This is a genomic window from Desulfotalea psychrophila LSv54, from assembly GCF_000025945.1.
Classification (GTDB): domain Bacteria; phylum Desulfobacterota; class Desulfobulbia; order Desulfobulbales; family Desulfocapsaceae; genus Desulfotalea; species Desulfotalea psychrophila.
The window spans coordinates 463630-486946 of record NC_006138.1 but is presented as its reverse complement, the minus strand read 5'-3'; the positions used below and the strand labels follow the sequence as shown (position 1 = coordinate 486946).

Below are 23317 nucleotides of genomic sequence, written 5' to 3'. Positions count from 1 at the left end.
CATAAACATCATTTTATGGCCTGTGCTATTTCTCGGGTAGGGGCTACTGCTTTTTGAGGAGGCGCTTGAGCTGTTCAGGATCAAGGGGGATGTATATGCCTTTTTCAAGTCCTTCCAGAGTGATATTACCCACCCGTACTCGAACCAGCTGCTCAATCACCAGTTCAACAGCCTCACACATCTTCTTAATGTCCTTACTGCGGCCGCCCTGCTGTAGTATTCGCAGGTGCTTGGCGTCTATTTGCTCAATATCGACCACTGATTTGTTCTTTTCTGCCTTTCTGGCCTGAGTGAGCTTTTCGATCATCTCTGCGTCAATTTCTTCTGGGCTGGTTAGAAGGTACTCATCCTCTGGCCTAAACTCCGGTAGGGAGAGTTTGTTCGCGATTTCTCCGTCGTTGGTCAGGAGTAGTATGCCCTCGGAGGCTTGGTCAAGGTAGCCAACGGGGAAAACACGGTCGGTACCGAAATCAAAGTCGAGCAGGGTCTTGGTGGTTTTTGATGGAGCCAGAGAACAGTCTACGGCCTCGGGCTTGTGAAAGAGAAGTACCTTTTTCGCCGGTCCTTTTTTTCTTTCCAACAGGCGTCCCTCTATGACAATCTTTTCATTTCCTCTGACCTTATCGCCCAGGGTTGCCTGCTTGCCATTTACCATGATCTTTCTTTTGCGGATCAAATCTTCCGCCTGACCGCGTGAACAGTAGCCGATATCAGATAAAAATTTTTGTAATCTCATGTATGCTCCATCTTTTTAGGTATATTTTGTAAAATTCGTTGTCCGGGCATTACTGCCGTGCGGCAAATTTCTGCACGGCCCTTATGCCATCGGCGGCAGAGCTGGTGATACCACCCGTATGCCCCGATCCTTCGCCGATTGGGTAGATGTTCTTAATATTTATAGACTCATAGTGCTCATCTCTTTGCACTCGCACTGGAGATGATGTTCTGGTTTCCACCCCTAAGAGTATGGCCTGTTCAGAAATAAACAAGGGCACTTCTGCCTTCCATTTAGCAAAGGCTGCAAGAAGCTCTCTTATGATAAAGGCGGGCATGATATCGCGCATATTGGCTGGGATCACCCCCATCTTAAAGGAGTTGGGATTGAGGGTGGTAGAGGGCCTGTCGGCGAGAAAGTCGAGCAGGTTTTGGGCCGGTGCCTGCCATGTGCCTCTGCCTGCCTGGTAGGCCTTTTTTTCAATTGCTCGCTGGAACTCGATTCCCGCCAGTGGATCAGCTGATGGGTAGTCACTGGGGTGACAGCTGACCACCAGAGCTGCATTGGAGTAGGGCGATGACCTCTGCGAGTAGCTCATTCCGTTTACCACAAAGTGTCCCGGCTCCGAGGAGGCGTTGACGATCTCGCCACCCGGGCACATGCAGAAGGTATAGACACCTTTTTTGATTTTTCTGTTGGTGTAGTTAATGGAATATGTGGCGGCCCCGAGTCCTGGAAAGTCCTTATATTTATTTCCATAGCGGAGGAGATTAATGGTCTCCACGGGGTGATCGATCCTTAGTCCCACTGAAAGAGGTCGCTGCTCGAGGGCAATGCCCCGGTCGGCCATCATCTGGTAGGTGTCGCGGGCAGAGTGACCGGAGGCAATAAATATGGTGGATGCGAGATATTCTCTCTCATCGTTGACCACAATTCCCACGGCCCTCTCCTCTGTTATGATGATATCGGTCATCTGCGAGCGGTAGTGTATTTCCCCGCCCCGCTCAAGGATGTAATTACGTATATTGCGTACGATCTTGCAGAGCACATCGGTTCCCAGATGGGGCTTGGCCATATACTCTATCTCTGCCGGGGCACCAAAGCGGATAAATGTCTGCAGTACCTTGTTGATGTATCCGGTATTGTTGTTTCTTCTTGAAAAGAGCTTGCCGTCAGAAAAGGAGCCTGCCCCGCCTTCGCCATATTGGATGTTGGACGCCGGATTGAGAATCTTTTCCCGAATAAATCTCTGGACGTCAAGGGCGCGCACCTCTATTTTTTCCCCTCTTTCAAAGATAAGAGGTTTCAATCCATATTCGATGAGTTCCAGGGCCGCAAACATGCCAGCGGGGCCAAAACCCACTACGATGGGTTTCTCTCTTCCTGGAAGCTGCGTTTTTTTTGGTTCCTGATGCTCTTCATAGAGAGGTATGGCGGCTGGGTTCTCAAATAGATCAGGGACGGATATGACGAGCGAGAGCTTATAATAAAATTGATTTTGATCCCGCAGGTCAATGGCCTTGCTCAGGGTTTTTACTACTCTTATATCGTCTTCATTAATTTTTACTATTTTGGCGATGGTTTTTATATATTCTGCCATTCCATCTTTTTCGATGGGAATAACTAATGTCTTGATTAAGAGATGCAAAACTCATCCTCGGATAAATGATATTTAGGGTGGTGTGTGGGGGCTACGCTTTCAGGGCCTTTTGCTCTTTTTTACAATAGCCCTATTGATACATTGTTATAGTCAATAATGTAAGAGCGGAGAAGGGGAGGCAATAATCTTTTTCTTTCTTTTTTCTTTTATTGTTAGAGGTCACTTTGCCTTTAATGGTCTGTTATTGTCATTTTCTGTCATTTAAATGAAAAGTGGTTGGTAGAATGTAGCTGCTTCATTATCTTGTTATTATTCGGATTGTTTTTGTAAATGAGTTGTTGTATGTTTTTTTGCAGAAAATGGGAGGGAACATCTTCTGCTTTGGATTATGCTCAAATCCTCCTTAGGCTGTTTAAAGAAGGGAGGAGTATTATGAAGAGGGGAGTCTGTTTTTTTTGTTCAATTATCGTGCTGAGCTTTCTGCTGGTGGCGGGATCTGCCTCGGCAGAACAAATTCGAGTGGCGGTGGCCAGTAACTTTACCGGTGCCATAAAAGAAATTGCCAGCTCTTTTCAAGCGAAAACTTCGCATAAGGTCGTTCTTCTTTTTGGTTCCACAGGTAAACATTATGCCCAGATCAAAAACGGTGCTCCCTTTGATGCCTTTTTTGCCGCAGACGTCAGACGTCCAAAACTTCTGGAGGAGGAGGGTCTTGCCGTTGCTGGAACTCGCTTTACCTATGCCATGGGTACCTTGGTACTTTGGAGTGCTGATCCGCAGTTATTAGATGATTCCGCGACTGCCTTGAAAGAGGGCCGGTTTCACCATCTGGCCTTTGCCAATCCAAAACTTGCCCCCTATGGCAAGGCCTCTCAGCAGGTGTTAGAGAATCTTGGCCTGTGGAAGCAATTGCAGCCTAAATTTGTCCGTGGCGAAAATATCAGTCAGGCCCTGCAGTTTATTAAGAGTGGTAATGCCGAGCTTGGTTTTATTGCCCTCTCCCAGCTTAAGAGTGGTAAGGCTGATCTTCAGGGTTCTCTATGGAAGGTGCCTGTAGCTCTTTATAGCCCCATTGAGCAGCAGGCCGTTCTTCTCCGGGACAATAAGGTTGCAGCTCAGTTCCTTGAATTTGCCAAGGGAGAAGAGGCCCTTAAAATTATTCGAGGTTTTGGTTACTCCTGTCCATGATCTTTAATGAGTATGATTTATCTGCCCTGTTCGTCACCCTGAAGCTTGCCTCGCTGACCACCGTTATCTTACTGGTGGTGGGCACCCCCATCGCCTGGTGGCTTGCTACGAGCCGTTGGCGCTGGAAGTTTTTGCTGGAAGCGTTAGTGGCCCTGCCCCTTGTCTTGCCCCCCACTGTGCTCGGTTTTTATCTTCTGGTGGCTCTGGGGGCTCACGGGCCATTGGGTGCTTTAATGGTTTACTTTGGGGGGGAACCATTGGCCTTCACCTTTGCCGGCTTGGTGGTGGGTTCTGTTTTTTACTCCATGCCCTTTGTGGTGCAGCCATTACAGGATGCCTTTGTTGCCGTTGGCAGAAAGCCCTTAGAGGTGGCTGCTACCCTGGGCGCGTCACCTCTGGATCGTTTTTTTTCTGTGGCCGTGCCTTTGGCCAGGCCCGGTTTCTTAACTGCTGCCGTCCTTGGTTTTGCCCATACCTTGGGGGAGTTTGGCGTGGTTCTGATGATTGGCGGTAATATTCCGGGCACAACTCAGGTGATTTCCATTGCCATTTATGACCATGTCGAATCTCTTGAGTATACTCAGGCACATATCATGTCTGGTCTTCTCCTTCTTCTCTCCTTCTCTCTTCTGATCGTGGTTTACGCCGTTAATCGACGATTTACGGTGGCCCGCTCATGACAATTTTAGCCAGATTTCTGGTTGAGCGAGAGGGCTTTTCTCTCGATGTTGATCTGAAATTTCCTGCCCGAGGTCTCACCGCTCTGGTTGGACCCTCCGGCTGTGGCAAGACAACTCTGCTTCGTGCTATCGCCGGTCTGGAGCGTTTTGAGTCTGGTTTTCTTCAGGTGGGGAATCTTCTCTGGCAGGACAGAGACTCCTTTGTCCCGGCCCATAAACGATCCATTGGCTATGTTTTTCAGGAGCCACGTCTCTTTCCACATCTCTCTGTGCGTCGTAATGTAGAGTATGGGCTGAGGCGTCGCAGGGCTGATCGGCAGACCCTGCATCAGGCAGTTGAACTATTACAGATAGGGCATCTCCTCGACCGAAGTATCGCGGGTCTTTCGGGCGGTGAACAGCAGCGGGTGGGCATTGCCCGGGCCCTGGCTGCACGTCCTACCATGCTTCTTATGGACGAACCTCTTGCTGCCCTGGATATGGCTCATAAGCAGGAGATCATTCCCTATCTTCAGTCTCTTCATCGCCAGCTGGAGATTCCTGTCCTCTATGTCAGTCATTCAGCCGATGAGGTTATGCGCCTTGCCGATCACCTTCTTATTTTGGATGAGGGGCGACTACAGGCCAATGGGCCTATGCAGGAGCTGTCTCATCTGCTCTACCCCTCCTCAGGGGGGTATCGTAATGTTTTTCCTGTCCATGTTCTTCACTCTTCTGAGCCGGGTCTCTGTCTCTTCTCCTCGGCGGCTGGTATTTTTACTCTGCCCCACCAAGGTCTGGCTGAGGGGCGAGAGCTGCGTTTGCAGGTGTTGGCCCGTGATGTTCTTCTCTGTTTTCAGAAGCCTGGTGAGGGGAGTGTCCTTAATGCCTTTCCTGCCCGGGTGGTCGAGTTGCGTCCATCTTTGCCTGGTCTCTGTCTGATCTGTCTGCAGGTGGGAGACCTATCTCTGTACTCCGAGGTGGCCGAGAAGGTCTCTGTCGGATTGCAATTTGGCAGTGAGCTCTATGTGCAGATAAACCATGTCGAAATTGTTGGCTGATTGCCCTCTCCTCTCAAAAAGTTGACTATTTTTTGCTCTGTTCTCTCTCTTTTGCTAGTATAAGGCCTACACTTAAAAGGTAAGAGGGGGGAGCGATGCGACAAAAGGCAGAGGCTATAAGGGACTTTATTATAGGGGTACGTAGGCAGATTCACCGTTATCCAGAGCTTGGTTATCAGGAGCATAAAACAGCAGAGTTGATCGGTGGAATGCTTAGGGATTTGGGTATAGAATTTCGTTCCGGTCTTGGTGGTACGGGGATTGTGGCAGAATTTGGTCCTGGCGGGGGAGCAAGGGTTTTGCTTCGAGCCGATATGGATGCCCTGCCCATTGCAGAGGAGACGGGTCTGTCATTTTCCTCTCAAATTGAGGGGTGTATGCATGCCTGTGGTCATGATGCCCATGTGGCCATGGTCCTTGGCGCTGCCTCCCTGCTTCGAAATGAATCATTTTCGGGGCGGGTGCGCCTGCTCTTTCAGCCTGCAGAAGAGGGCTGTTATGATGATCCGGATGGCTTTTCCGGGGCTAGGAGGATGATAGGGGAAGGGGTTCTTGCCGGTGTTGATGCCGCTCTTGCCCTGCATCAGGTCCCTACTCTGACCAGTGGAACCATTGCTCTCAACTCCGGGGCAGTGATGGCCGCATCAGATATTTTTGAAATCGTCGTCCGGGGCCGGGCTGCCCATGCGGGAGCCTCTCCCCAGGAAGGTATCGATGCCATTCTTATTGCCTCGGAGCTGGTCCTGGGCCTACAGACAGTTGTTTCAAGGCAGGTTAGCCCCTTTGAGGTGGCAGTGCTCAGCATCTGTACCATTGAAGGGGGAAAGGCCGCCAATATCATTGCCGATAATGTCCGGCTGACGGGGACAATTCGTGCCCTTAATTCAGCCCTGCAGGGTAGAGTACGTGCTCTTGTTGAGCAGAGATGCGATGCCTTGGCCGGTCTGTATCAGACCTCTATCTCCTTTAGTCTGTTAGACTCTATTCCGCTTACCGAAAACAGTGAGATGGTGGTCCAGCTTGCCCGAGATGCTGTGGTGGAGATCCTTGGTGAAGAGGCCCTGCTGGAGGTAGAACCCTGTATGGGCGCAGAAGATTTCTCCTTTATCGCAGGAGAGGTACCCTCCTGTTTGGCCCTGTTGGGAACAATGCCGCCGGAGAGTGGGACGGCTCCGCTCCATAGCCCCCATATGATCCTTGATGAGGACGCCCTGCCCATAGGAGCGGCCTATCTTGCCCAGACAGCCTTGTCCCTTCTGCGTCCCGGGGGGCTTATTCAGGCTGATCTGGCAGATGATGCTGATCGAGGGTTGAGCGGATGAAACTCTTGGTGATTGCCTCAGACCAGTACTCCTTTTCCCTGTTCAGGGCGACAAAACCCACATGGCCACCGTATCGTGGCCTGATAAGGTGGAGCTGTTTTGTCTGACGGGCTATCTCTACAGGGTAACAGCTCTTGCTGAGGAAGGGGTCGTCGAGACTGTTGACCATCATACAGGGGAGCTTTATCTTGTCTAGCCATGGCAGGCAGCTACATTTCTGCCAATAATCCTCTGCATTTTTAAAACCGTGAATGGGGGCCGTGTAGCAGTCATCAAATTCTTTGAAGTTTTTTATTCTGCCATAACCGTGGTCGTTGATCTTCGTGGGGAAGAGGTCTTGCTTGGCCTTAACTTTTGTGTGTAGGTCTTTGAGGAAACGCCTCATGTAAATGGCGTTTTTGGGTTTACTGATCTCTTCTGCTGCCCCGGCCAGATCGCAGGGGACAGAGAAGGCCACTGCCCCTCGTATCTCTTTTGCTAACCCCTTTCCCGTCTTGCCCAGATAGAGGAGGGTAAGATTGCCACCGAGGCTAAAGCCAATAAGGAAGATGTTTTTATATCCCGCCCCTATGCCATGACGAACAACGAGGTCGAGGTCATCAATTACGCCATTGTGGTACATCCGCAGTTGTCTGTTGGGCTCGCCACTACAGCCTCGGTAGTTCCAGGAGAGGGAGTCTATTCCCGCCTTGTTCAAGCAACCCGCCATGCCTGTTATATAGTTGCGTCTGGTGTGGCCCTCAAGGCCGTGGGAGAGGATGATCAGATCTCTGCTTCTGTTCTCTCCGCATAAAGACCAGTCGAGGTCAAGAAAGTCATTGTCAGGTGTGTCAATTCGTTCTCGTTGGTAATTTAAGCGATAACGAGGCCTGCTCAGCGAGGCATAGATGGATTGTATGTGGCCATTGCGTAGCCACAGAGGCGGCAGGTAGGGCCTGTTCATATCAGGAGATTCTCTCCAGGCTGATTTCGTGCATGGGCAGAATGTGTGTCTTTCTGGCCTTTATTTTTTGAATAGAGTCCCATGCCGCTCGGGCATCAAGGTGGACACCGGGACAGACAGCAGGGCCATTTATCGGAAAATTTTTGTTATTACAGCAAAATCCGGTGATGATGGCAGGACCCGCCAGGCTGTCCACTTCAACGGAGAGGCAACCGAGGGTATGTCCGGGGGAGTGGATTACTCGCACTCCGGGTACAATCTCCCTGTCCTCTGTAACCTCGTTAAAGGTGATATCTTCGATGAAGTAGTCGTCGTAGCGGTGATCAAGTGGGTGGGGATTGTGGCAGAAGGCTATTTCCGTTTTGTGGGCATAGAACTGCGCATGGGGAAAGAGGCTGTTGTTGCCACAGTGGTCATCGTGCAGGTGGGTATTGATAATGGTATCAATGTCCGCTGCTGTCAGGCCTTCCAGGGCCAGACAGTCGATAAGTGAGTGTGCTTCGAGGCCAGTGTCGGCGGTGAACTGTGGCGGTACAAAGAGCTCATTCTCATCAAGGCCTGTATCTACCAGTATATTATGCTCCTCGTTCTGGAGGAGAAAAGACCATACCGGTAGCCAGATTCGTGTCCCGTAGCCCTGTTGGTAGGTCATGATTCCCTGATCAGGATTACGGACACCGGTGAGTAGCGGGGTGATGGAATATTGCATTGTGTACCTCCTTGGTTTTTAGGATTCGCCCTCTTCGCAGAGGGCCGCATGTAGTACGCGCTGGGCCTCTTTGAAGTGTTCACGATTGATAATGAACTGCATATTTGTCTGGCGTGAAGTTTGGGAGACGGCCAGTATATTAATGTGCGAGGTGGCCAAGGCGTTGGTTGCTTTAGCCAGGATTCCGGGTTTGGCAATATTAGAGCCGATGGCACAGACAATGGCCGTGTGCATGTCGGTGACTAATTCAAATTCAGCCCGCAGATCCCGTAACAGCTCCTCTGTGCAGTCGTTATCGTAGACGATGACCCCAATGGTGTTGGCATTGGTCGCCTTGTTTATATAGGATACCTGATGGGCGGAGAGAACTTCCATGATTTTCATATCAAAACCGACCTCGCCAACCATACGGGTGTCATGGACTTCGAGGCAGGTAACCTTGTCTGAACCGGTAATAACTTCGGTCTTAGATTGTGGGCAGATATACTCTTTGGTGAACAGGGTGCCGCTATGGCTTGGGTCAAAGGAGTTCTTGATCCTAATTGAAATGCCTGCGATTTCAATTTGTTTTGAGGCCTTTGGATGAATTGCCTCCATGCCCACATCGGCGAGTTGATCGGCAACGTCATAGTTGGTGTTGCAGATGGGGTGCACCTTGTCTTCACCGATGATCAGAGGGTCTCCGGAGCAGAGATGGTACTCTTTGTGGATAATTGCCTCAGATGCCTTGAGCAGGACGGCAATTTTTGAGAAGGTGACCTCGGAATAGCCTCGGTCAAATTCTCGCATAATGCCTTCACGGCCCTTGGCGTAGCCGGTGGCGATACAGATGGTGTCGGAGGGATCAAATTTGGTAAATGTTTCCAGAATCCGTTGGTCGATGGTCATGTCTCGACTATCCTGCCAACCGCTGAGATCAACGTATGAGGCCTTATAACCCCGGTTCTGCAGTATGTTCGCCGAGTTGAAGGCGCTGTGCATTTCGCCGATGGAGGCGAGGAGTTCGCGGGCAGCCAGGAGCATCTCGCTACGGTTTACATAGCCGGAGGAGAGGACATTGGCCATGCTGTGCAGTACTTCAACGGCATCCTGGATACGTTTGCAGATGAAATTGTTCGCAACTTCGAGGTCAAGGCCGATATCGGCAAAGCCTCTGTTGATTTCGCAAAGAGTTGTCTTGAGGCGTTCCATGGCCATGTCGCAGGCTTCATTCTGGACAAAGGTCTGGTAGATCCCGGGCTGGTGAGTTTTTTTGTGTTCAAGGAGGGCATTTGTGACGCCTGAATAGGCAGAGACAACATAGATTCTGTTGAAAATATCTTCAGAATCATAAAAAATGACGTTGTCGAGGACTTCCCCAAATCGTGACATTGTGGTGCCACCGATTTTTTCTATGCGAAGAGGCTTCATTATTCTCACCATCAAGATCTTTTTCTACTTCGATAATTGTATGTCTTTTGGATCGATTTTCTTTTCAGGGTGAAACAGTTTTCCGCAAAGAAAAGAGTTGTTTTCGAAGTATCAAATTGTCTGAAAAATAGGGTAATTGTTATTTTGCGGAACCTGCTATTCTAAATCATCAGATGGTCAATAGCAATCAAATTATCTGGATGTGCCGATATCGTAGAGGTATCTGTTTTTGCCCGCTTCAGGCATTGTTTTGCTTTGTGGGAGGGGCTTCTTTGCCCCCTGGGGATATTTCCTCCCGCTATTTTGTTTTAGTGGATGAGCCCGGAAAGGCTAAAAAAAAAATCTGCCTATTGTGGCTCCGGAACTTATTGGCTATAAAGGGCGCAGCCTGCTTAAAATAGGGTTTTTATACAATTGTTCGGTCCAGTTTTTGTGCCGATTATAGCGAATATAGGGAGAAAATATGCATCAATTTGAAAACATAGAAGTAATGATTAGCCAGGAAGAGGTGGCAGGAATTGTCAGCCGTCTTGGCAAAGAGGTGAGTGAGGAGTATAAGGGGATTAGCGAGGACCTTGTTGTTATTGGTTTGTTACGTGGATCTTTTGTCTTTATGGCCGATCTTGTTCGGGCTATTGAAACGCCTCTTGTGGCTGACTTTATGGCTGTTTCCAGTTACGGGGACGGCACTGTAAGTACCCGTGATGTAAAGGTTGTTATGGATCTTAATACCTCTATCGAGGGCCGTGATGTCCTGGTGGTAGAGGATATTGTCGATACCGGCAATACCTTTAGCAAGGTACTTACCATGCTTGAAAACAGATCGCCCCGCTCTCTTAAGGTCTGTTCTTTTTTGAGCAAGCCATCCCGACGGGAAATCGAGGTTCCAGTGGATTTCTGTGGGAAGGAAATTCCCGATGAGTTTGTTATTGGTTATGGCCTTGACTATGCTCAAAAGTATCGTAATTTGCCCTATGTTGGTATCTTAAAGGTATAAAAAAAGGCGGTGCCCTAAAAGGCACCGCCTTTTTTTGTAAAAAGCCCCTTTCTGCCAGTCTGTCCCCATCCCCTCTGTCGCCCTCTTTTAGAGCTGTTTTTGCCTCGGCGAGCCTGAGGCTGCTTTTTTATTATTTTACAAGCCACTTCTGCCCTGATTATAATGGACTAGGAAGAGTTTTAAAAAATGTGGGCAAATTTGTCTTATGGAGGAAGCATGAGGAAATTAACCGTTTTGTTGGCCGTTGTTAGTTTGTTAGCAGGCTGTTCTTCTTTGTGGGGCAATCGTGATTATAATCCCCGGTATGATTTCTCCAGTCTTCACTCTTATAAGATTAGGAAACAAGAGGTTAAGGCTGACGATGGCAGGCAGGTGGATAACTCGTTAATAGACAGTCGTATTGCGGCTTCTATGAATGCTGTTCTTTCCTCTAAGGGCTTTTCTTTGAATGGATCTCAGCCGGATTTTATTATCTCCTATGCTTACCATAAAAAGCAGGTGGTTGAGCCGGATTCTACCAGTACTGGAGGAGGTTTTTCCTTTGGCAGTTATGGTAATTATGGTGGGGCAGAGGCCGATTCTGCTGCCCGGGTAGAGAAATATGATTTAGGTGTTTTAGTGCTTGATGTGGTAGACCCTGTTACCGGTAAGTTGGTTTGGTGTGGTAAGGGGCGTAAGAGGATTTTTCTCTATGACGATCAACCGGAGAAGTTAAGCCGTGAGATACGAGATGAGGTGGAGAAAATTTTAGATAATTTCCCGCCTAGATAGTTATTTTTATTGATAATGCAGTTTTGTAAGGGGTGATCGTGAGAAGTCAGTTTGATAGAATACGTCATACGGTTCTTTTTGAAGTTTTTGGAGTGATTTTTTCGGCGCCCTTGGCGGCGTTTATTTTGACAAGCAATTTTAAAACAACGGGTATCTTTGCCGTAAGTGTAAGTATGCTCGCCATGTTTTGGAACTGGTTGTACAATATGGGATTCGACCACCTTCTGGTGCGAATGGGCAGGTCTCTGACTAATCGTCCACCGGTTTTGCGGGCCCTGCATGCCATCTTATTTGAGTTTGGCCTGTTGACGGTGACCATTCCCGGCATCATGTGGTGGTTTGACCTCTCTCTGTCCCAGGCGCTTATGACTGATATTGGTTTTGTTGTTTTCTATCTTTTCTATGCCTATCTCTATAACTGGTGTTATGATCGTATCTTTCCCTATGGGGATGTCCAGCTGGCTGGCTGATCCTGTACAGTGAGAACGGATGGCCCACTTCCCAGCTAATTAAGGTTTTTTAAATTAATTCCTTCTGAGCAGTGGTTAACTGCCTTACGATTTGTTCAAACAGCTCAAAATCTACCTTTGTAAGTCTCTCCAGTGCTCAGCTTCGTGTCAATGGGGAGATACCAGCCAAGGTCGGTTTCCTGAAATGAGACCAGATGGGCTATTTCTTCCCAACCAGTAAAGATTTTTTAAATTAATGTTCTCTGTGTTCTCTGTGTTCTCTGTGTTCTCTGTGGTTAACTGTTTTTCGCTGATAGCTGATAGCTGATAGCTGGTAGTTAGCCCCAGATCGATATTAAAACCGTACTCAACCATGGTATATAGGTGATGATTGCCAGGGTGATGAGCAGAAGTCCAAGGTAGGGCAGGGTGGCTCGATAAAGCTCAGTAATGGGTTTGTTGAAACGGTATGAGGCGAGAAAGAGGTTGAGACCCACAGGTGGGGTGCAATAGCCTATCTGCAGGTTGGTAAGAAAGATAATTCCTAAGTGAATTGGGTCTATCTGATATGCCGTGGCAATGGGCAGGATCAGCGGTACCACCAGTACCAGGGCAGAAAAAATATCGAGCATTGCCCCAACGATCAGGAGGAAGATGTTGAGGAGGAGAAGGAAGGTGTACTTCGAATCAATATAGTTGCTGATTGTTTCAAAGAGCCGTGCCGGTACCTCCTGATCCACCAAAAAGTTTGTTGAAGCCATGGAGGCGGCCAGGATGACGAGGATGCCCCCGAAAAGCACCATGGACTGGGCCATAATTGCAGGAAGTTTCCTGAGAGAAATATCCCGGAGAATAAATACCTCGACCACCAGTACATAGCAGGCTGTAATCGCAGCCGCTTCACCCGCCACAAAAAAACCGCCGTAAATGCCACCCAAAATGATGATGGGTAGGGGCAACTCCCAGCCAATTTCCTTCAAGCCAGCCAGCTTTTCCTTGCCGTTATAACGAACGCGTTCTTTCTGTTTGGGGCTCTTGGCAATGGAGTAAGCAATGAGGAGGAGGAGCATTACCAGGCCTGGGAGAATCCCTGCCAGAAAGAGATGATCAATCCGGGATCCAGATATAACGCCGTAGAGGATCAGGGGCAGGCTCGGTGGAAAGAGCAGGCCGAGGCTTCCCGATGAGGTTATCAGTCCCGTGGAGAAACGGTCTTCGTAGCCGTCTTCTAGCAGTGCCGGTAAGAGCAGGCCGCCAAGGGCAAAAATGGTAACTCCTGAGGCCCCGGTAAATGCGGTGAAGATGGCACAGACCACCAGGGTGATAACTGCCATGCCACCCGGCATCCAGCCGAGAAAAACCCGGGAAAAGGTGAGCATTCTCTTGGGGGCTCCGCTCTCCGAGAGGAGGCTGCCGGCAAAGATAAAGAGGGGCAGGGAGACCAGCATTGGGGTGTCAGCAAGGCGTGACATCTCAATGATGACCACCGAGAGGTCAATGCCCACCGACTGGAAAGAGATGAGGGCAAGGGCGGCAATAACCAGAAAGAGAGGGGTGCCCAGCAGTGCGAGCCCAAGAGTTATTATTTTGGCAATGGTCATGGGAGGTCTTGGCTAGAAGGAGTGCCACAGTCGGCAGATGGTTTTGCAGGTCTGTACCAGGTAGATGATGGTCATAAGGGCAAAGGCTACGGGGAAAACGAGGGACCACTGCCAGGAGGGCAAGCCCATCAGGCCGGGCCCGCCAAATTCAATTTCACTGCCCAGAAAACGGATAGCAGCCCAGGTGAGTGCCGCTGTTGTCAGGGTTGAAAATATAAGAACCAGTAGGTTGATAAATTTTTGCATCTGCTTGGGCAGGATGAGGCTTGCCATATCGATGGCGATATGCTTGCCCCGCAGGGTAGCCATAACGGCCCCGAAGAGACCACTCCAGAGCACCAGATAGCGCAGTAGTGGGTCAATCCACAGCATGCTGCCACCGGTGGCTGCCCTCATAAATATTTGCCCGCAGGAAAGCACTAGCATGGTGCTGAGCAGGATTGTCAGGGCAATCTCTCCTGATCTGTCAGCGATTTTGCCCAGCCTGCTCATCTCAGCTTTATCCGCTTCTTTCACTCAGCAGCTCCACTACGATGCTCTTTCAGGAGTTGTGCCATTTTGTCATAGGCCTCGACGGAAAAGAGTTTTCCTATGCTGTTGTTAATCACTTCCTGTTGGTAGCTTGATAACTTTTCTGTCATTGCCGCTTCCGGTTCAAGAAAAGAGATGCCCTTCTCTTCAAGGACGGTTTTGGACTCTGCATTCGTCGTGCGAGTTTTAGCAATAAGAGGTGGAAAGTATTTTCTGGCAGTTTGGTTGACGATCTCTTGATAGTTTTTCGGCAGTTTATTGAAGAACTTGTCATCAAGGAGGATCGTGCCATAGGCGTATCCGGATGGAACGGTATTGATATACTTTATGGAGGTAAACCATTGGAGGACAATGGAACCATAGAGGGAGTTATATACGGTGTCAATCATTCCTGTCTGTAGTGAGGAGAGGACGTCGGGCAGGGAGAGTTGGATGGGGGTGATTCCTGCTGTCTTAAGGAAGCCGGTGGAGAGGCGGTCGCCTGAAGGTGTCCAGTTTTTGGTGGCCTTGAGCTCAGCAAAGGTGCTGATTCTGGCCTTGGACATGGCGTAGACAAAGCCGACTTCGGTGAAGGCCAAAAAGCGTAAGCCCTTGTTGGCAAATCGTTCCTCAAACATGGGACGGAGGCCCTTTCGTACATGGTCGATTTCGGCGTATGAGTTGAAGAGGAAGGGGATTGCCATGATTCGAAAATCAGGGACAATATCGGCGATACCGCTCATGGTAAATCCACCACCGTGTAGCTGACCCACCCGTATTTTACGGTACATGGCCTGATCGTCTCCCATGATGCCACCGGGATAGATGCGAAAGCCTACCTCTCCATCTGTCTTTTCTGTTACTTCCTTGGCAAAGGCCCTGAACTGGGTGATCCAGATGGAACCCTCGGGGGCGAGGCTGCCTATTTTGAATGAATATTTTGCCCGTGCCTGCCCTTCACTGACTCCCAAGGTGGTGCTGAGGATGAGAGCGAAGATAAAGAGGGCCGTGTAGAGATGGGAGTGAATCTTGGGATGCATGATCCTGGTCCTTAGCTGAGCTGAGCTGAATTATGGGAATTAGTCAAAATAGCCTTCGTCGAGGAGCTTCTCTGCCTCTTTTTGAGCTATACGGTTACTGAGGGCATATTGCGGAGCTGATTCTATGGGGAAGGAGAGAACCTCCTTAAGTAGTCTGTCGTGGAGTTCCTGATCAAAGGTCAATCTTGCGTAGGTTCTTGCATAGGTGACCTGGCAGAGGAGAAATTGATGTTGGCTGAGGAGTAGAGCCTTTTCAAGATGATAGCGGGCCTTTTTCGGGCCGCCACCAAGAAATTCAGGTTTTGTTGCGTAGTAACCACCAAAGAAGAGATGGGCTGCACCGGCTTGATATTTCTCATCCAGTTCAAGGATGCGTTGCATGGTTTTTTCAACCACCACAAGATCAGCCATGGAGGCGGGGCTTCCTCCCTGTTGTTGGATCCAGGTGAGGAGGCCAAAACTTCCCCAAAAGAGTTCGGGGACGTCGGATCTGTCACATTCTGCCAACTCTTGGTCGAGCTCAAAACCCCTTGTCTGCCAGTGGATTTTTTCTTCCAGGAGTCTGCCTGCATAGAGTTTTGTCTTGTCGGTATTTGTCCTGATTTTGGCTGGGGGGGCGCCACATTGTCCAAGGGCGCCCACATAACCAATATAGGCCTGGCTGGCCATTCTCAACAGGCCTTCGTCTCGCGGATGAGAGGTGAGCATGGAGTCCACCATAAGCAGGTAGGCCGGTGCCCCCTCACAGACGAGCTCGATGTCGGTCTGTTGTTGGATATTGGCCACAGCAGGTTCCACAACATTGTGCGTGATGAGCCGGGCACAGGAGCTCAGCAGAAAGACCGTCAGGGTGAGCACTGTCCAGCTAAAAATTTTTCCGTGAGACATGGGGGCTCCAAATCACATTCTGTCATTAATATTCATTGCCAGTAGCCCTACCTGGTTTTTCGTCTGTGCTTTACCGGCTGTATCTGCATCTGCTCTCTGTATTTTGCCACCGTTCTCCGGGCGAGCTTGATATTGTCCATGGCCAGTATTTCCGAAATTTTATTGTCACTGAGTGGCTTTGCCTTGTCCTCATTTTGAATAATCTTGCGAATAAGGGTTTTGATGGATTCCGAGGCCAATGCCTCTCCGCCTACCCGTGGAATTGCCGTTGAGAAGAAATATTTCAGCTCATAGATACCCAAGGGGGTGTGCACGTATTTGTTGGAGGTGACCCGGCTGATAGTGGATTCATGCATGCCGATATCCTCGGCAATATCACGGAGGATGAGTGGCTTGAGGTGGGTTGAGCCATGAACGAAAAAATCTCCCTGAAACTTCAAGATACTTTCCATTACCCGGTAGATGGTGCGCTGTCTCTGGTGGATGGTTTTGATGAACCACTCTGCATTTCTCACCTTGTTAACCAGGTAGCTCTTTGATTCCTTATTGATCTCCCCTCCCTTGGTCATCGCTACATATTCCTGGGAGAGTTTCAGCTTGGGCAGATCGTCGTTGTTCAGGGTGATGATCAGCTCTCCATCAATATTGCGGACATAGACATCGGGAATAATATAGTTGGTCTTTTCTGTAACAAAGGGCAGTCCCGGGTAGGGGGTGAGATTGTCGACGATGAAATCAATGGCCTTGACAACTTCAGGACGTTTTCTTCCTGTTTTACGGGCGATGGTTTTGATGTCTTTTATTTCAAGAGAGCTCATGTGTTCGGTGACAATTTCTGCTGCCAGGCTATGCTCCTTGCCCAGTCTTTCCAGTTGCAGGAAAAGGGATTCGCTGACATTTCTGGCGGCAATGCCTGCCGGCTCAAGATCCTGTATTACCTCGAGTACATAGGCGGCATCATCCGGGCTGCATTCACAGCTTGTTTGGATGTCGTTGAGGTCAGCCACAAGAAAACCATATCTGTTCAGATTTCCCAGAATGTAGGTGGCTATCTCTCTTTCGTCAACGTCCAGTTCGCAGTGGGCTAGTTGCCACTGCAGATGGGCAGAGAGTCCCGGCTCTTCAGAGATGAAATCAAACTGCGATGGTGCATCTGCCGGAGGTATTTCTCTGGCAAAGGAGAAGTTGCTGTCAAAATTATTTGCGTAATCCTTCCAGTTGATGCCGTCAAGACTGTCGCGGGCTTCAAGGGTTCTGGTGACATCGGATTCCGGGGTTCGGGTGGGTGGCTCGACCGTGGAATCCAGCGCCTCAGCAATCTTGTCTTGGTCTGTTTGGCTAAAATCTTCTTCGAGGGCAGGGTTTTCACGCAGTTCTGCCTGGAGAGCACCGGCAAGCTCTAGTCTGTTGAGCTGGAGGAGTTTGATGGCCTGACGCAGTTGAGGCGTCATGACTAACTTCTGGGTAAGTTTGAGTTGCTGTCGTAGTTCTAAAGCCATAAGTCTCACATACTAAAATGTTCACCAAGATAGGTCTTACGGGCAATCTTGCTTTCGATAATTTCGCTGGCGGCACCGCTGGTAAGTATTTGGCCTGAATTCATAATATAGGCAAAATCGCAAACTTGTAATGTCTCTCGGACATTATGGTCAGAGATGAGAATGCCGAGGCCTCGTTCTTTGAGGCTTCTGATGAGTTTTTGCAAATCCTGTACTGCCAGGGGATCAATCCCGGCAAAGGGTTCATCGAGAAGAATAAATTTAGGTTTGGTTGAAAGGGCACGCATGATTTCCACCCTGCGTCGTTCACCGCCGGAAAGACTATATCCTCTGTTTTTACGGAGATAGTTGAGGTTGAGGTCAGAGGCGAGTTCATCAATGCGACGTTCTATTTCTGCCTTTGCTATCCCCAGTGGCTCCAGAATAATACGCACGTTTTCTTCAACGGTGAGTTTTTTGAATACCGAAGGCTCTTGGGGCAGATAGGATATGCCCCTGAGGGCTCGTTTGTGGATGGGTAGTTTGGTGATCTCTTCGCCATCAAGAATAATCTCTCCACCATCGGGCTTGATAAAACCGGCAATAGAATAAAATGATGTTGTCTTTCCTGCGCCGTTGGGTCCCAGTAGGCCGACGACAGCCCCTGTTTGAACCTGAAGGTTAACCCCGTCAACAACGGTTCGGTCACCGTATTTTTTTACTATATTTCGTGTTTCAAGCAGAGACATAATATAAACCCCTGGGCTCGTTCTAGTTCTGGATAATGGTCATGTTGACCCGAGACGGTTTTTTGTTTTTTTGAGGTGTGCCGACAACTTCAGAGCGTTTCTGGTCGAGAAAATAGGTGATTGTCTCTCCGCTGACCATGTTTTGATTCTGCCAGGCTTTGGCGTTGCCGGTGAGGACTATCTTTTTGTCCTTTGTTGTATAGACCATTCTCTGGCCGGTACCGAGCCACTCTCCCCGGGTGACCTCCGTATTGCCGGTACAGATAATTTTTTTCACCTGTTGGCTTTTTTCTCCCTTACTGGCCTTGCTGTAGAAGACAGTCATCTTGTTAGAACGAATGCGGACATCATCCTGTTTGGCATCGACATCTCCTTCAAAAAACACGGTATTTGTATTTTCCGTTGAGGTCATATGGTTTGCCTCTATGTATATCGGTGCATCTTTGGCAAAGGCTGTCGAGGCGATAAGGGTCTGTAATAAGGTGTAGCAAAACAATATGGATAGTAATTTCCTGGCTTTCATCTGCTCTTCTCCAAGGCTGGATTTTTACGTTTAAGCAATTTCCGAGCCTATTGTAATGTATAGGTTGGTGAAAGTAAATAGTTCTAATGCGCAGTTTCTTGTAAAGCACCTTTACGAACAGGCTTATAACTATTAGTATAGTGTGCAAATAGTTCGGGTTTTTCTCTTTGTAGGAGAATAAAAGAACCCAGTGCGTCTTCCAGGCTAAATAACAATTGGTTGTGAGTGTAAAAAATGAACGATACTGTGGAAAAGAGCATAGAAAGGGCAAAGGTCCTAATAGAGTCACTGCCCTATATGCAGGAATTTCGGCATAAGACCATCGTTATTAAGTACGGTGGGCATGCAATGGTTGATGAGGCGTTGAAGAAGCAGTTTGCCCTTGATGTGATTTTGCTCAAGCAGATTGGCATCAACCCTATCATTGTTCACGGTGGTGGCCCGCAGATAAATAACCTCCTTGACCGATTGGATATTAAGCCGAGCTATGTTCAGGGTATGCGTGTCACCGATGGTGAGACCATGGATGTGGTGGAGATGGTGCTGGTGGGTAAGGTCAATAAGGAAATTGTTGGTCTGATTAATCACTGTGGCGGTAAGGCAGTTGGCCTGTCGGGCCGGGATGGTGACCTTGTCTGTGCCGAACAATTGCAGATGAATCAGGCCCAGGTAGGTGATAATCCCCCTGAGCTGATAGACGTCGGCCGTGTTGGTCAGGTAACAAAGATTAACTCCCATGTTTTGGAAACCCTCAGTCAGGATGATTTTATTCCGATTATTGCTCCCGTGGGTGTCGGTGAGGATGGTCGGGCCTTTAATATTAATGCAGATCTGGTGGCCAGTGCTATTGCCGCAGAGCTCTCTGCTGAGAAGTTGATTCTTTTAACAGATGTGCCGGGGGTTAAGAATAAGGCCGGTGATCTGTTAACTACCCTTGAATGGCAGGAGCTGAACGGGCTGATAGAGGATGGCACCATTATGGGTGGCATGATTCCTAAGGTGCGTTGCTGTGAAGATGCGGTCAAGGGCGGTGTAGCAAAAACATATATCGTAGATGGTCGGGTTGAGCATGCTATTTTGCTCGAAATTTTCACCCGGGACGGGGTGGGAACAGAAATTTATTAACAGATGACGCTGTTGGTCAAATGATCGGCGCTGTTGGAGTGATGGACGATGACGAATGAATCGGTAAAAGAGAGGGCGGATAAGGTACTCGTTGGTAACTACGGTAGATATCCTGTAGCCTTTACAGAGGGAACAGGCTGTGTGCTCACCGACGCGAACGGTAAGAAATATGTGGATTTTCTGGCAGGCATTGCTGTCTGTAGTCTGGGACACTGTCATCCCCGGATAGTAAATGCTATCCGCGAGCAGTCCGAGCGCCTTATCCATGTTTCAAATCTTTATTATACCGAGGCCCAGACTCGCCTTGCTGAACTGTTGGTGGAAAATAGCTTTGGCGACAAGGTCTTCTTTTGTAATTCCGGCGCCGAGGCCAATGAGGCGGCGATTAAGCTTGCCCGTATTCATGCCCCTGCCGGCAAGAATAAGATTATCTCTTTGACGGGGGCATTTCATGGCCGGACCATGGTAACCCTGGCGGCAACGGGGCAGGCCAGATTCTGCGCAGGTTTTGAGCCTATTCCCACCGGTTTTGCCGCAGCCCCCTTTGCCGATCTTGATGCCCTTGAGGCAATGATTGATGATACGGTCTGTGCTGTTCTCTGCGAACCCCTGCAGGGAGAGGGCGGAGTACGCCCCCTTGGCAGGGAATATCTGCAGGGCATTCGGGATATCTGTGATCGTCACGGTGTCTTACTGATATTTGATGAGGTTCAGACCGGTGTTGGCCGTTCAGGCAGTCTCTTTGCCCATCAGGTATTCGGGGTGGAACCAGATATCATGACTCTGGCCAAGGGCCTGGCCTCGGGTATGCCCATCGGTGCCATTATTACCCGTGATGCCGTTGCCGCAAGTTTGGTGCCGGGAAGCCATGGTTCTACCTTTGGCGGAAACCCTGTTGTCTGTGCTGCGGCAAGCACCAATCTGGAGGTGATTCTTGAGGATGGCTTCTTGGCTGAGGTGAAGTCCGTGGCTGAGCATCTGGCCCAGAGCCTCGGCAAACTTGTTAAAGAATTTCCTGCCATTTTCACTGAGGAGCGTGGCTTGGGGCTACTTCGGGGTCTGGTGATGACCGAGGAGGGGAAGAAGAGTGGTTCAAAGATTGTTATGGAAATGCTTGAAAAGGGCTTTCTGATCAACTTTGCCGGTGGCGTTGCCCTGCGCTTTGCCCCGCCTTTGGTGGTAAGCCGGGAGCAGTGTGACTCTCTGGCAGCCGCTCTCAGGGAAGTTTTGTCAGTGCTGTAGACGTTTTTCTTTACATCAAGGTGAAAAGCTTTTGCAAAGGATATTATTTTTATGTAATGATGTTTGCTTGGCTTTTTATGTTGAATTTATATTGTGACTCCTTGCAGTTCAGAGGGGTATATCGTTAGGGATAGGAGCGAAAATTATGCCAGATCATTTGTCGTCATTGGGAGATTTTACCGGGGAAGAGATTGCCAGCCTTATAGCCAGAGCCATTGAGCTTAAAGAGGAGCGATCCCGGGGTATTCGCCATCAGCAGCTTGCAGGTAAGAGCGTTGCTCTGATCTTTGAAAAACCATCCACCAGAACCCGTGTCTCCTTTGAATCGGCTATGTACGGTCTTGGCGGTCAGGTTCTTTTTCTCTCTGGTCGTGACACCCAGTTGTCAAGATCGGAGCCTCTGAAGGATATGGCTCGGGTCATGTCCCGTTATGTTGATGGTATAGTTGTCCGTACCTTTGGTCAGGAAGTGGTAAATGAGCTTGCCCAGTATGCTACCGTGCCGGTGATCAATGCCCTTACCGATCTTCATCATCCCTGTCAGATTCTCAGCGATATCATGACGGTAATTGAGAAGAAAGGTGCTATTCAGGATCTAAAGATTGTCTGGGTGGGTGATGGTAATAATATGGCCAACTCCTGGATTCAGGCAGCGGCAAAACTTGGTTTTGAGTTGATTCTTGCCTGCCCTGAAGGGTATGATCCTGATGCTGAGATTCTTGCCGCAGCCCAGGCCGAGGGAGCAAAGCCTATTACCCTTCTGCGTGATCCTCAAACGGCTGTGCTTGGCGCTGATGTTATAAATGTTGACGTTTTTGCCTCAATGGGGCAAGAAAGTGAGCAGGATGAGCGCCTGAAAATTTTTGCAAGCTATCAGGTAAATGCAGAAATGATGGCAAAGGCAGCCGATGATGCCATCGTCCTCCACTGTCTTCCTGCCCATCGTGGTGAGGAGATTACAGAAGATGTACTTGAGGGACCTCAGTGTGTCGCCTTTGATGAGGCAGAGAATAAAATGCACATGCACAAGGCAATTCTTGAGCGATTTCTTGGGTAGTAGTTGAATTTGTTAGGTAAAATATTTTTTAGAGGATGCTATGAGCGTTGATAAAATTGTACTCGCCTATTCAGGCGGTTTAGATACATCTGTTATTTTAAAGTGGTTGGCCAATGAGTATGAATGTCCTGTTGTTGCCTATTCTGCTAATATTGGCCAGATAGAGGATTGGGATGCAGTTAAGGAAAAGGGTATGGCCACCGGTGCCGATAAGGTAATCGTTTCCGACCTGCAGAAGGAATTTGTTGAAGATTATATCTTCCCCGCCTTTCGTGCATCTGCAATTTACGAGGGCACCTATCTTCTTGGTACCTCTCTTGCCCGTCCACTTATCTCTAAAGAGCAGGTACGTATTGCCCATGCAGAGGGTGCCAACGCCGTAAGTCATGGCGCCACCGGTAAGGGTAACGATCAGGTTCGTTTTGAGCTCGGTTATATCGGTCTTGATCCTAGTCTGCAGATCATTGCTCCATGGCGTACCTGGGATCTCAACTCCCGTACCAGACTTGAAGAGTATGCTAAGCAGCATAATATTCCTGTGCCAACCACCAAGAAAAACCCCTATAGCTCCGATGAGAACCTGCTTCACATCAGCTTTGAGGGCGGCATCCTTGAGAGCCCATGGAATGAGCCTGATCCGGATATGTTCAAACTCACCGTCTCTCCTGAGATGGCCCCGGACAAGCCTACCTATCTGGAAATCACCTTTCAAAACGGTGATCCTATAGCCCTTGATGGCGTTGCCATGGAACCACTTGAGCTTTTCAGAGCGCTTAATAAGGTTGCCGGTGAAAATGCTGTTGGTCGTCTTGATCTTGTCGAGAACCGTTTCGTTGGTATGAAGAGTCGTGGTGTCTATGAGACTCCTGGTGGAACCCTGCTCTATCATGCTCACCGTGATCTTGAGACCATCTGTCTCGATCGTGAGGTGATGAAGATTCGTGACTCTTTGGTGCCTCGTTATGCTGAGCTTATCTACAATGGTTTCTGGTTCTCACCTGAGCGCGAGCTTCTCCAGATGACCATGGATACTGCCCAGAAGACCGTAAGCGGTGTGGTACGTATGAAGCTTTATAAGGGCAACTGTTTTTCTGTTGGCCGTAAGTCTGATCAGAGTCTTTACAAAGAAGATTTTGCCACCTTTGAAGCAGATGATGTATATGACCAGGGCGATGCCACCGGTTTTATCCGTCTCAATGGCCTTCGTTTGAAGATCAACGCACTGCAGGGCAAGTAATAAACTCCCGTCCCGCATCCTGGTGGTGCGGGATATCTAAATA

23 protein-coding genes are annotated in these 23317 nt (G+C 49.1%); 11 read left to right on the top strand and 12 right to left on the bottom strand.

Annotated features, from left to right (window positions below; translation table 11 throughout):
• Window positions 1–43 precede the first annotated feature (43 nt).
• Entirely contained in the window at window positions 44–736 is a 693-nt protein-coding gene (locus DP_RS02280) for a pseudouridine synthase (RefSeq protein WP_011187704.1), read from the bottom strand.
• A 49-nt stretch (window positions 737–785) separates the two neighbouring features.
• Complete coding sequence (locus DP_RS02275) at window positions 786–2363, bottom strand: NAD(P)/FAD-dependent oxidoreductase (protein ID WP_011187703.1); 1578 nt, start codon at window positions 2361–2363, stop codon at window positions 786–788.
• 384 nt (window positions 2364–2747) lie between these two features.
• On the opposite strand from DP_RS02275, the gene modA reads away from it, so the two are divergent.
• From modA to DP_RS02255, 4 genes are all read left to right on the top strand, one after another.
• Complete coding sequence (modA, locus tag DP_RS02270) at window positions 2748–3503, top strand: molybdate ABC transporter substrate-binding protein (protein WP_011187702.1); 756 nt, start codon at window positions 2748–2750, stop codon at window positions 3501–3503.
• Complete coding sequence (modB, locus tag DP_RS02265) at window positions 3500–4183, top strand: molybdate ABC transporter permease subunit (protein ID WP_011187701.1); 684 nt, start codon at window positions 3500–3502, stop codon at window positions 4181–4183. The genes modA and modB overlap by 4 nt, the downstream gene beginning before the upstream one ends.
• A complete protein-coding gene (modC, locus tag DP_RS02260; protein WP_011187700.1) occupies window positions 4180–5223 on the top strand; it encodes a molybdenum ABC transporter ATP-binding protein in 1044 nt (347 codons plus the stop codon). The genes modB and modC overlap by 4 nt, the downstream gene beginning before the upstream one ends.
• A gap of 95 nt (window positions 5224–5318) precedes the next feature.
• Window positions 5319–6545 carry a M20 family metallopeptidase gene (locus DP_RS02255; protein WP_011187699.1) on the top strand — a complete coding sequence of 409 codons (1227 nt, stop codon included), beginning with the start codon at window positions 5319–5321 and terminating at the stop codon, window positions 6543–6545.
• Here DP_RS02255 and DP_RS02250 read toward each other — a convergent pair.
• From DP_RS02250 to DP_RS02240, 3 genes are read right to left on the bottom strand one after another with little or no spacing between them, the layout of a single operon-like run.
• Window positions 6496–7488, bottom strand: a complete 993-nt coding sequence (locus tag DP_RS02250) for a YheT family hydrolase (protein ID WP_011187698.1) — start codon at window positions 7486–7488, stop codon at window positions 6496–6498. The genes DP_RS02255 and DP_RS02250 overlap by 50 nt on opposite strands.
• A 1-nt stretch (window position 7489) precedes the next feature.
• Complete coding sequence (locus tag DP_RS02245; protein WP_011187697.1) at window positions 7490–8197, bottom strand: N-acyl homoserine lactonase family protein; 708 nt, start codon at window positions 8195–8197, stop codon at window positions 7490–7492.
• Window positions 8198–8215: 18 nt separating this feature from the next.
• The gene (locus DP_RS02240; protein WP_041278220.1) at window positions 8216–9607 is read right to left on the bottom strand and encodes an aspartate kinase; all 1392 of its coding nucleotides are present in this window, start codon (window positions 9605–9607) and stop codon (window positions 8216–8218) included.
• A 463-nt stretch (window positions 9608–10070) separates the two neighbouring features.
• Here DP_RS02240 and hpt point away from each other — a divergent pair, with 463 nt between their 5' ends.
• From hpt to DP_RS02225, 3 genes are all read left to right on the top strand, one after another.
• Window positions 10071–10604, top strand: a complete 534-nt coding sequence (hpt, locus tag DP_RS02235; protein WP_011187694.1) for a hypoxanthine phosphoribosyltransferase — start codon at window positions 10071–10073, stop codon at window positions 10602–10604.
• Window positions 10605–10820: 216 nt separating this feature from the next.
• Complete coding sequence (locus tag DP_RS02230) at window positions 10821–11375, top strand: DUF4136 domain-containing protein (protein WP_041277523.1); 555 nt, start codon at window positions 10821–10823, stop codon at window positions 11373–11375.
• Between the two features lie 38 nt (window positions 11376–11413).
• Window positions 11414–11845: a PACE efflux transporter gene (locus tag DP_RS02225; RefSeq protein ID WP_041277522.1), complete on the top strand. Its 432-nt coding sequence runs from the start codon at window positions 11414–11416 to the stop codon at window positions 11843–11845.
• A gap of 317 nt (window positions 11846–12162) precedes the next feature.
• On the opposite strand, the gene DP_RS02220 is transcribed toward DP_RS02225, so the two are convergent.
• From DP_RS02220 to lptA, 7 genes are read right to left on the bottom strand one after another with little or no spacing between them, the layout of a single operon-like run.
• Window positions 12163–13425 carry a TRAP transporter large permease gene (locus DP_RS02220; RefSeq protein WP_011187691.1) on the bottom strand — a complete coding sequence of 421 codons (1263 nt, stop codon included), beginning with the start codon at window positions 13423–13425 and terminating at the stop codon, window positions 12163–12165.
• 12 nt (window positions 13426–13437) lie between these two features.
• Window positions 13438–13941 (bottom strand): TRAP transporter small permease, encoded by a 504-nt coding sequence (locus tag DP_RS02215; RefSeq protein WP_011187690.1) that lies wholly within the window; start codon window positions 13939–13941, stop codon window positions 13438–13440.
• Window positions 13938–14975, bottom strand: a complete 1038-nt coding sequence (locus DP_RS02210) for a TRAP transporter substrate-binding protein (protein ID WP_011187689.1) — start codon at window positions 14973–14975, stop codon at window positions 13938–13940. Before DP_RS02210 ends, DP_RS02215 begins: the two co-directional genes overlap by 4 nt.
• Window positions 14976–15014: 39 nt before the next feature.
• Entirely contained in the window at window positions 15015–15863 is an 849-nt protein-coding gene (locus DP_RS16525) for a TRAP transporter TatT component family protein (RefSeq protein WP_011187688.1), read from the bottom strand.
• 47 nt (window positions 15864–15910) lie between these two features.
• Complete coding sequence (rpoN, locus tag DP_RS02200) at window positions 15911–17362, bottom strand: RNA polymerase factor sigma-54 (protein WP_041277521.1); 1452 nt, start codon at window positions 17360–17362, stop codon at window positions 15911–15913.
• A 5-nt stretch (window positions 17363–17367) separates the two neighbouring features.
• Entirely contained in the window at window positions 17368–18090 is a 723-nt protein-coding gene (lptB, locus tag DP_RS02195) for an LPS export ABC transporter ATP-binding protein (RefSeq protein ID WP_011187686.1), read from the bottom strand.
• Between the two features lie 22 nt (window positions 18091–18112).
• Window positions 18113–18613, bottom strand: a complete 501-nt coding sequence (gene lptA / locus DP_RS02190; protein ID WP_011187685.1) for a lipopolysaccharide transport periplasmic protein LptA — start codon at window positions 18611–18613, stop codon at window positions 18113–18115.
• Between the two features lie 234 nt (window positions 18614–18847).
• Between lptA and argB the strand changes: the two genes are divergently transcribed.
• From argB to DP_RS02170, 4 genes are all read left to right on the top strand, one after another.
• Window positions 18848–19738: an acetylglutamate kinase gene (gene argB, locus DP_RS02185; protein WP_011187684.1), complete on the top strand. Its 891-nt coding sequence runs from the start codon at window positions 18848–18850 to the stop codon at window positions 19736–19738.
• Window positions 19739–19786: 48 nt separating this feature from the next.
• The gene (locus tag DP_RS02180) at window positions 19787–20980 is read left to right on the top strand and encodes an acetylornithine transaminase (protein ID WP_011187683.1); all 1194 of its coding nucleotides are present in this window, start codon (window positions 19787–19789) and stop codon (window positions 20978–20980) included.
• Window positions 20981–21125: 145 nt separating this feature from the next.
• Window positions 21126–22037, top strand: coding sequence for an ornithine carbamoyltransferase (gene argF / locus DP_RS02175; protein ID WP_011187682.1), 912 nt, complete (start codon window positions 21126–21128; stop codon window positions 22035–22037).
• Window positions 22038–22077: 40 nt separating this feature from the next.
• Window positions 22078–23274 carry an argininosuccinate synthase gene (locus DP_RS02170; RefSeq protein WP_011187681.1) on the top strand — a complete coding sequence of 399 codons (1197 nt, stop codon included), beginning with the start codon at window positions 22078–22080 and terminating at the stop codon, window positions 23272–23274.
• The last annotated feature ends 43 nt before the right edge of the window (window positions 23275–23317 follow it).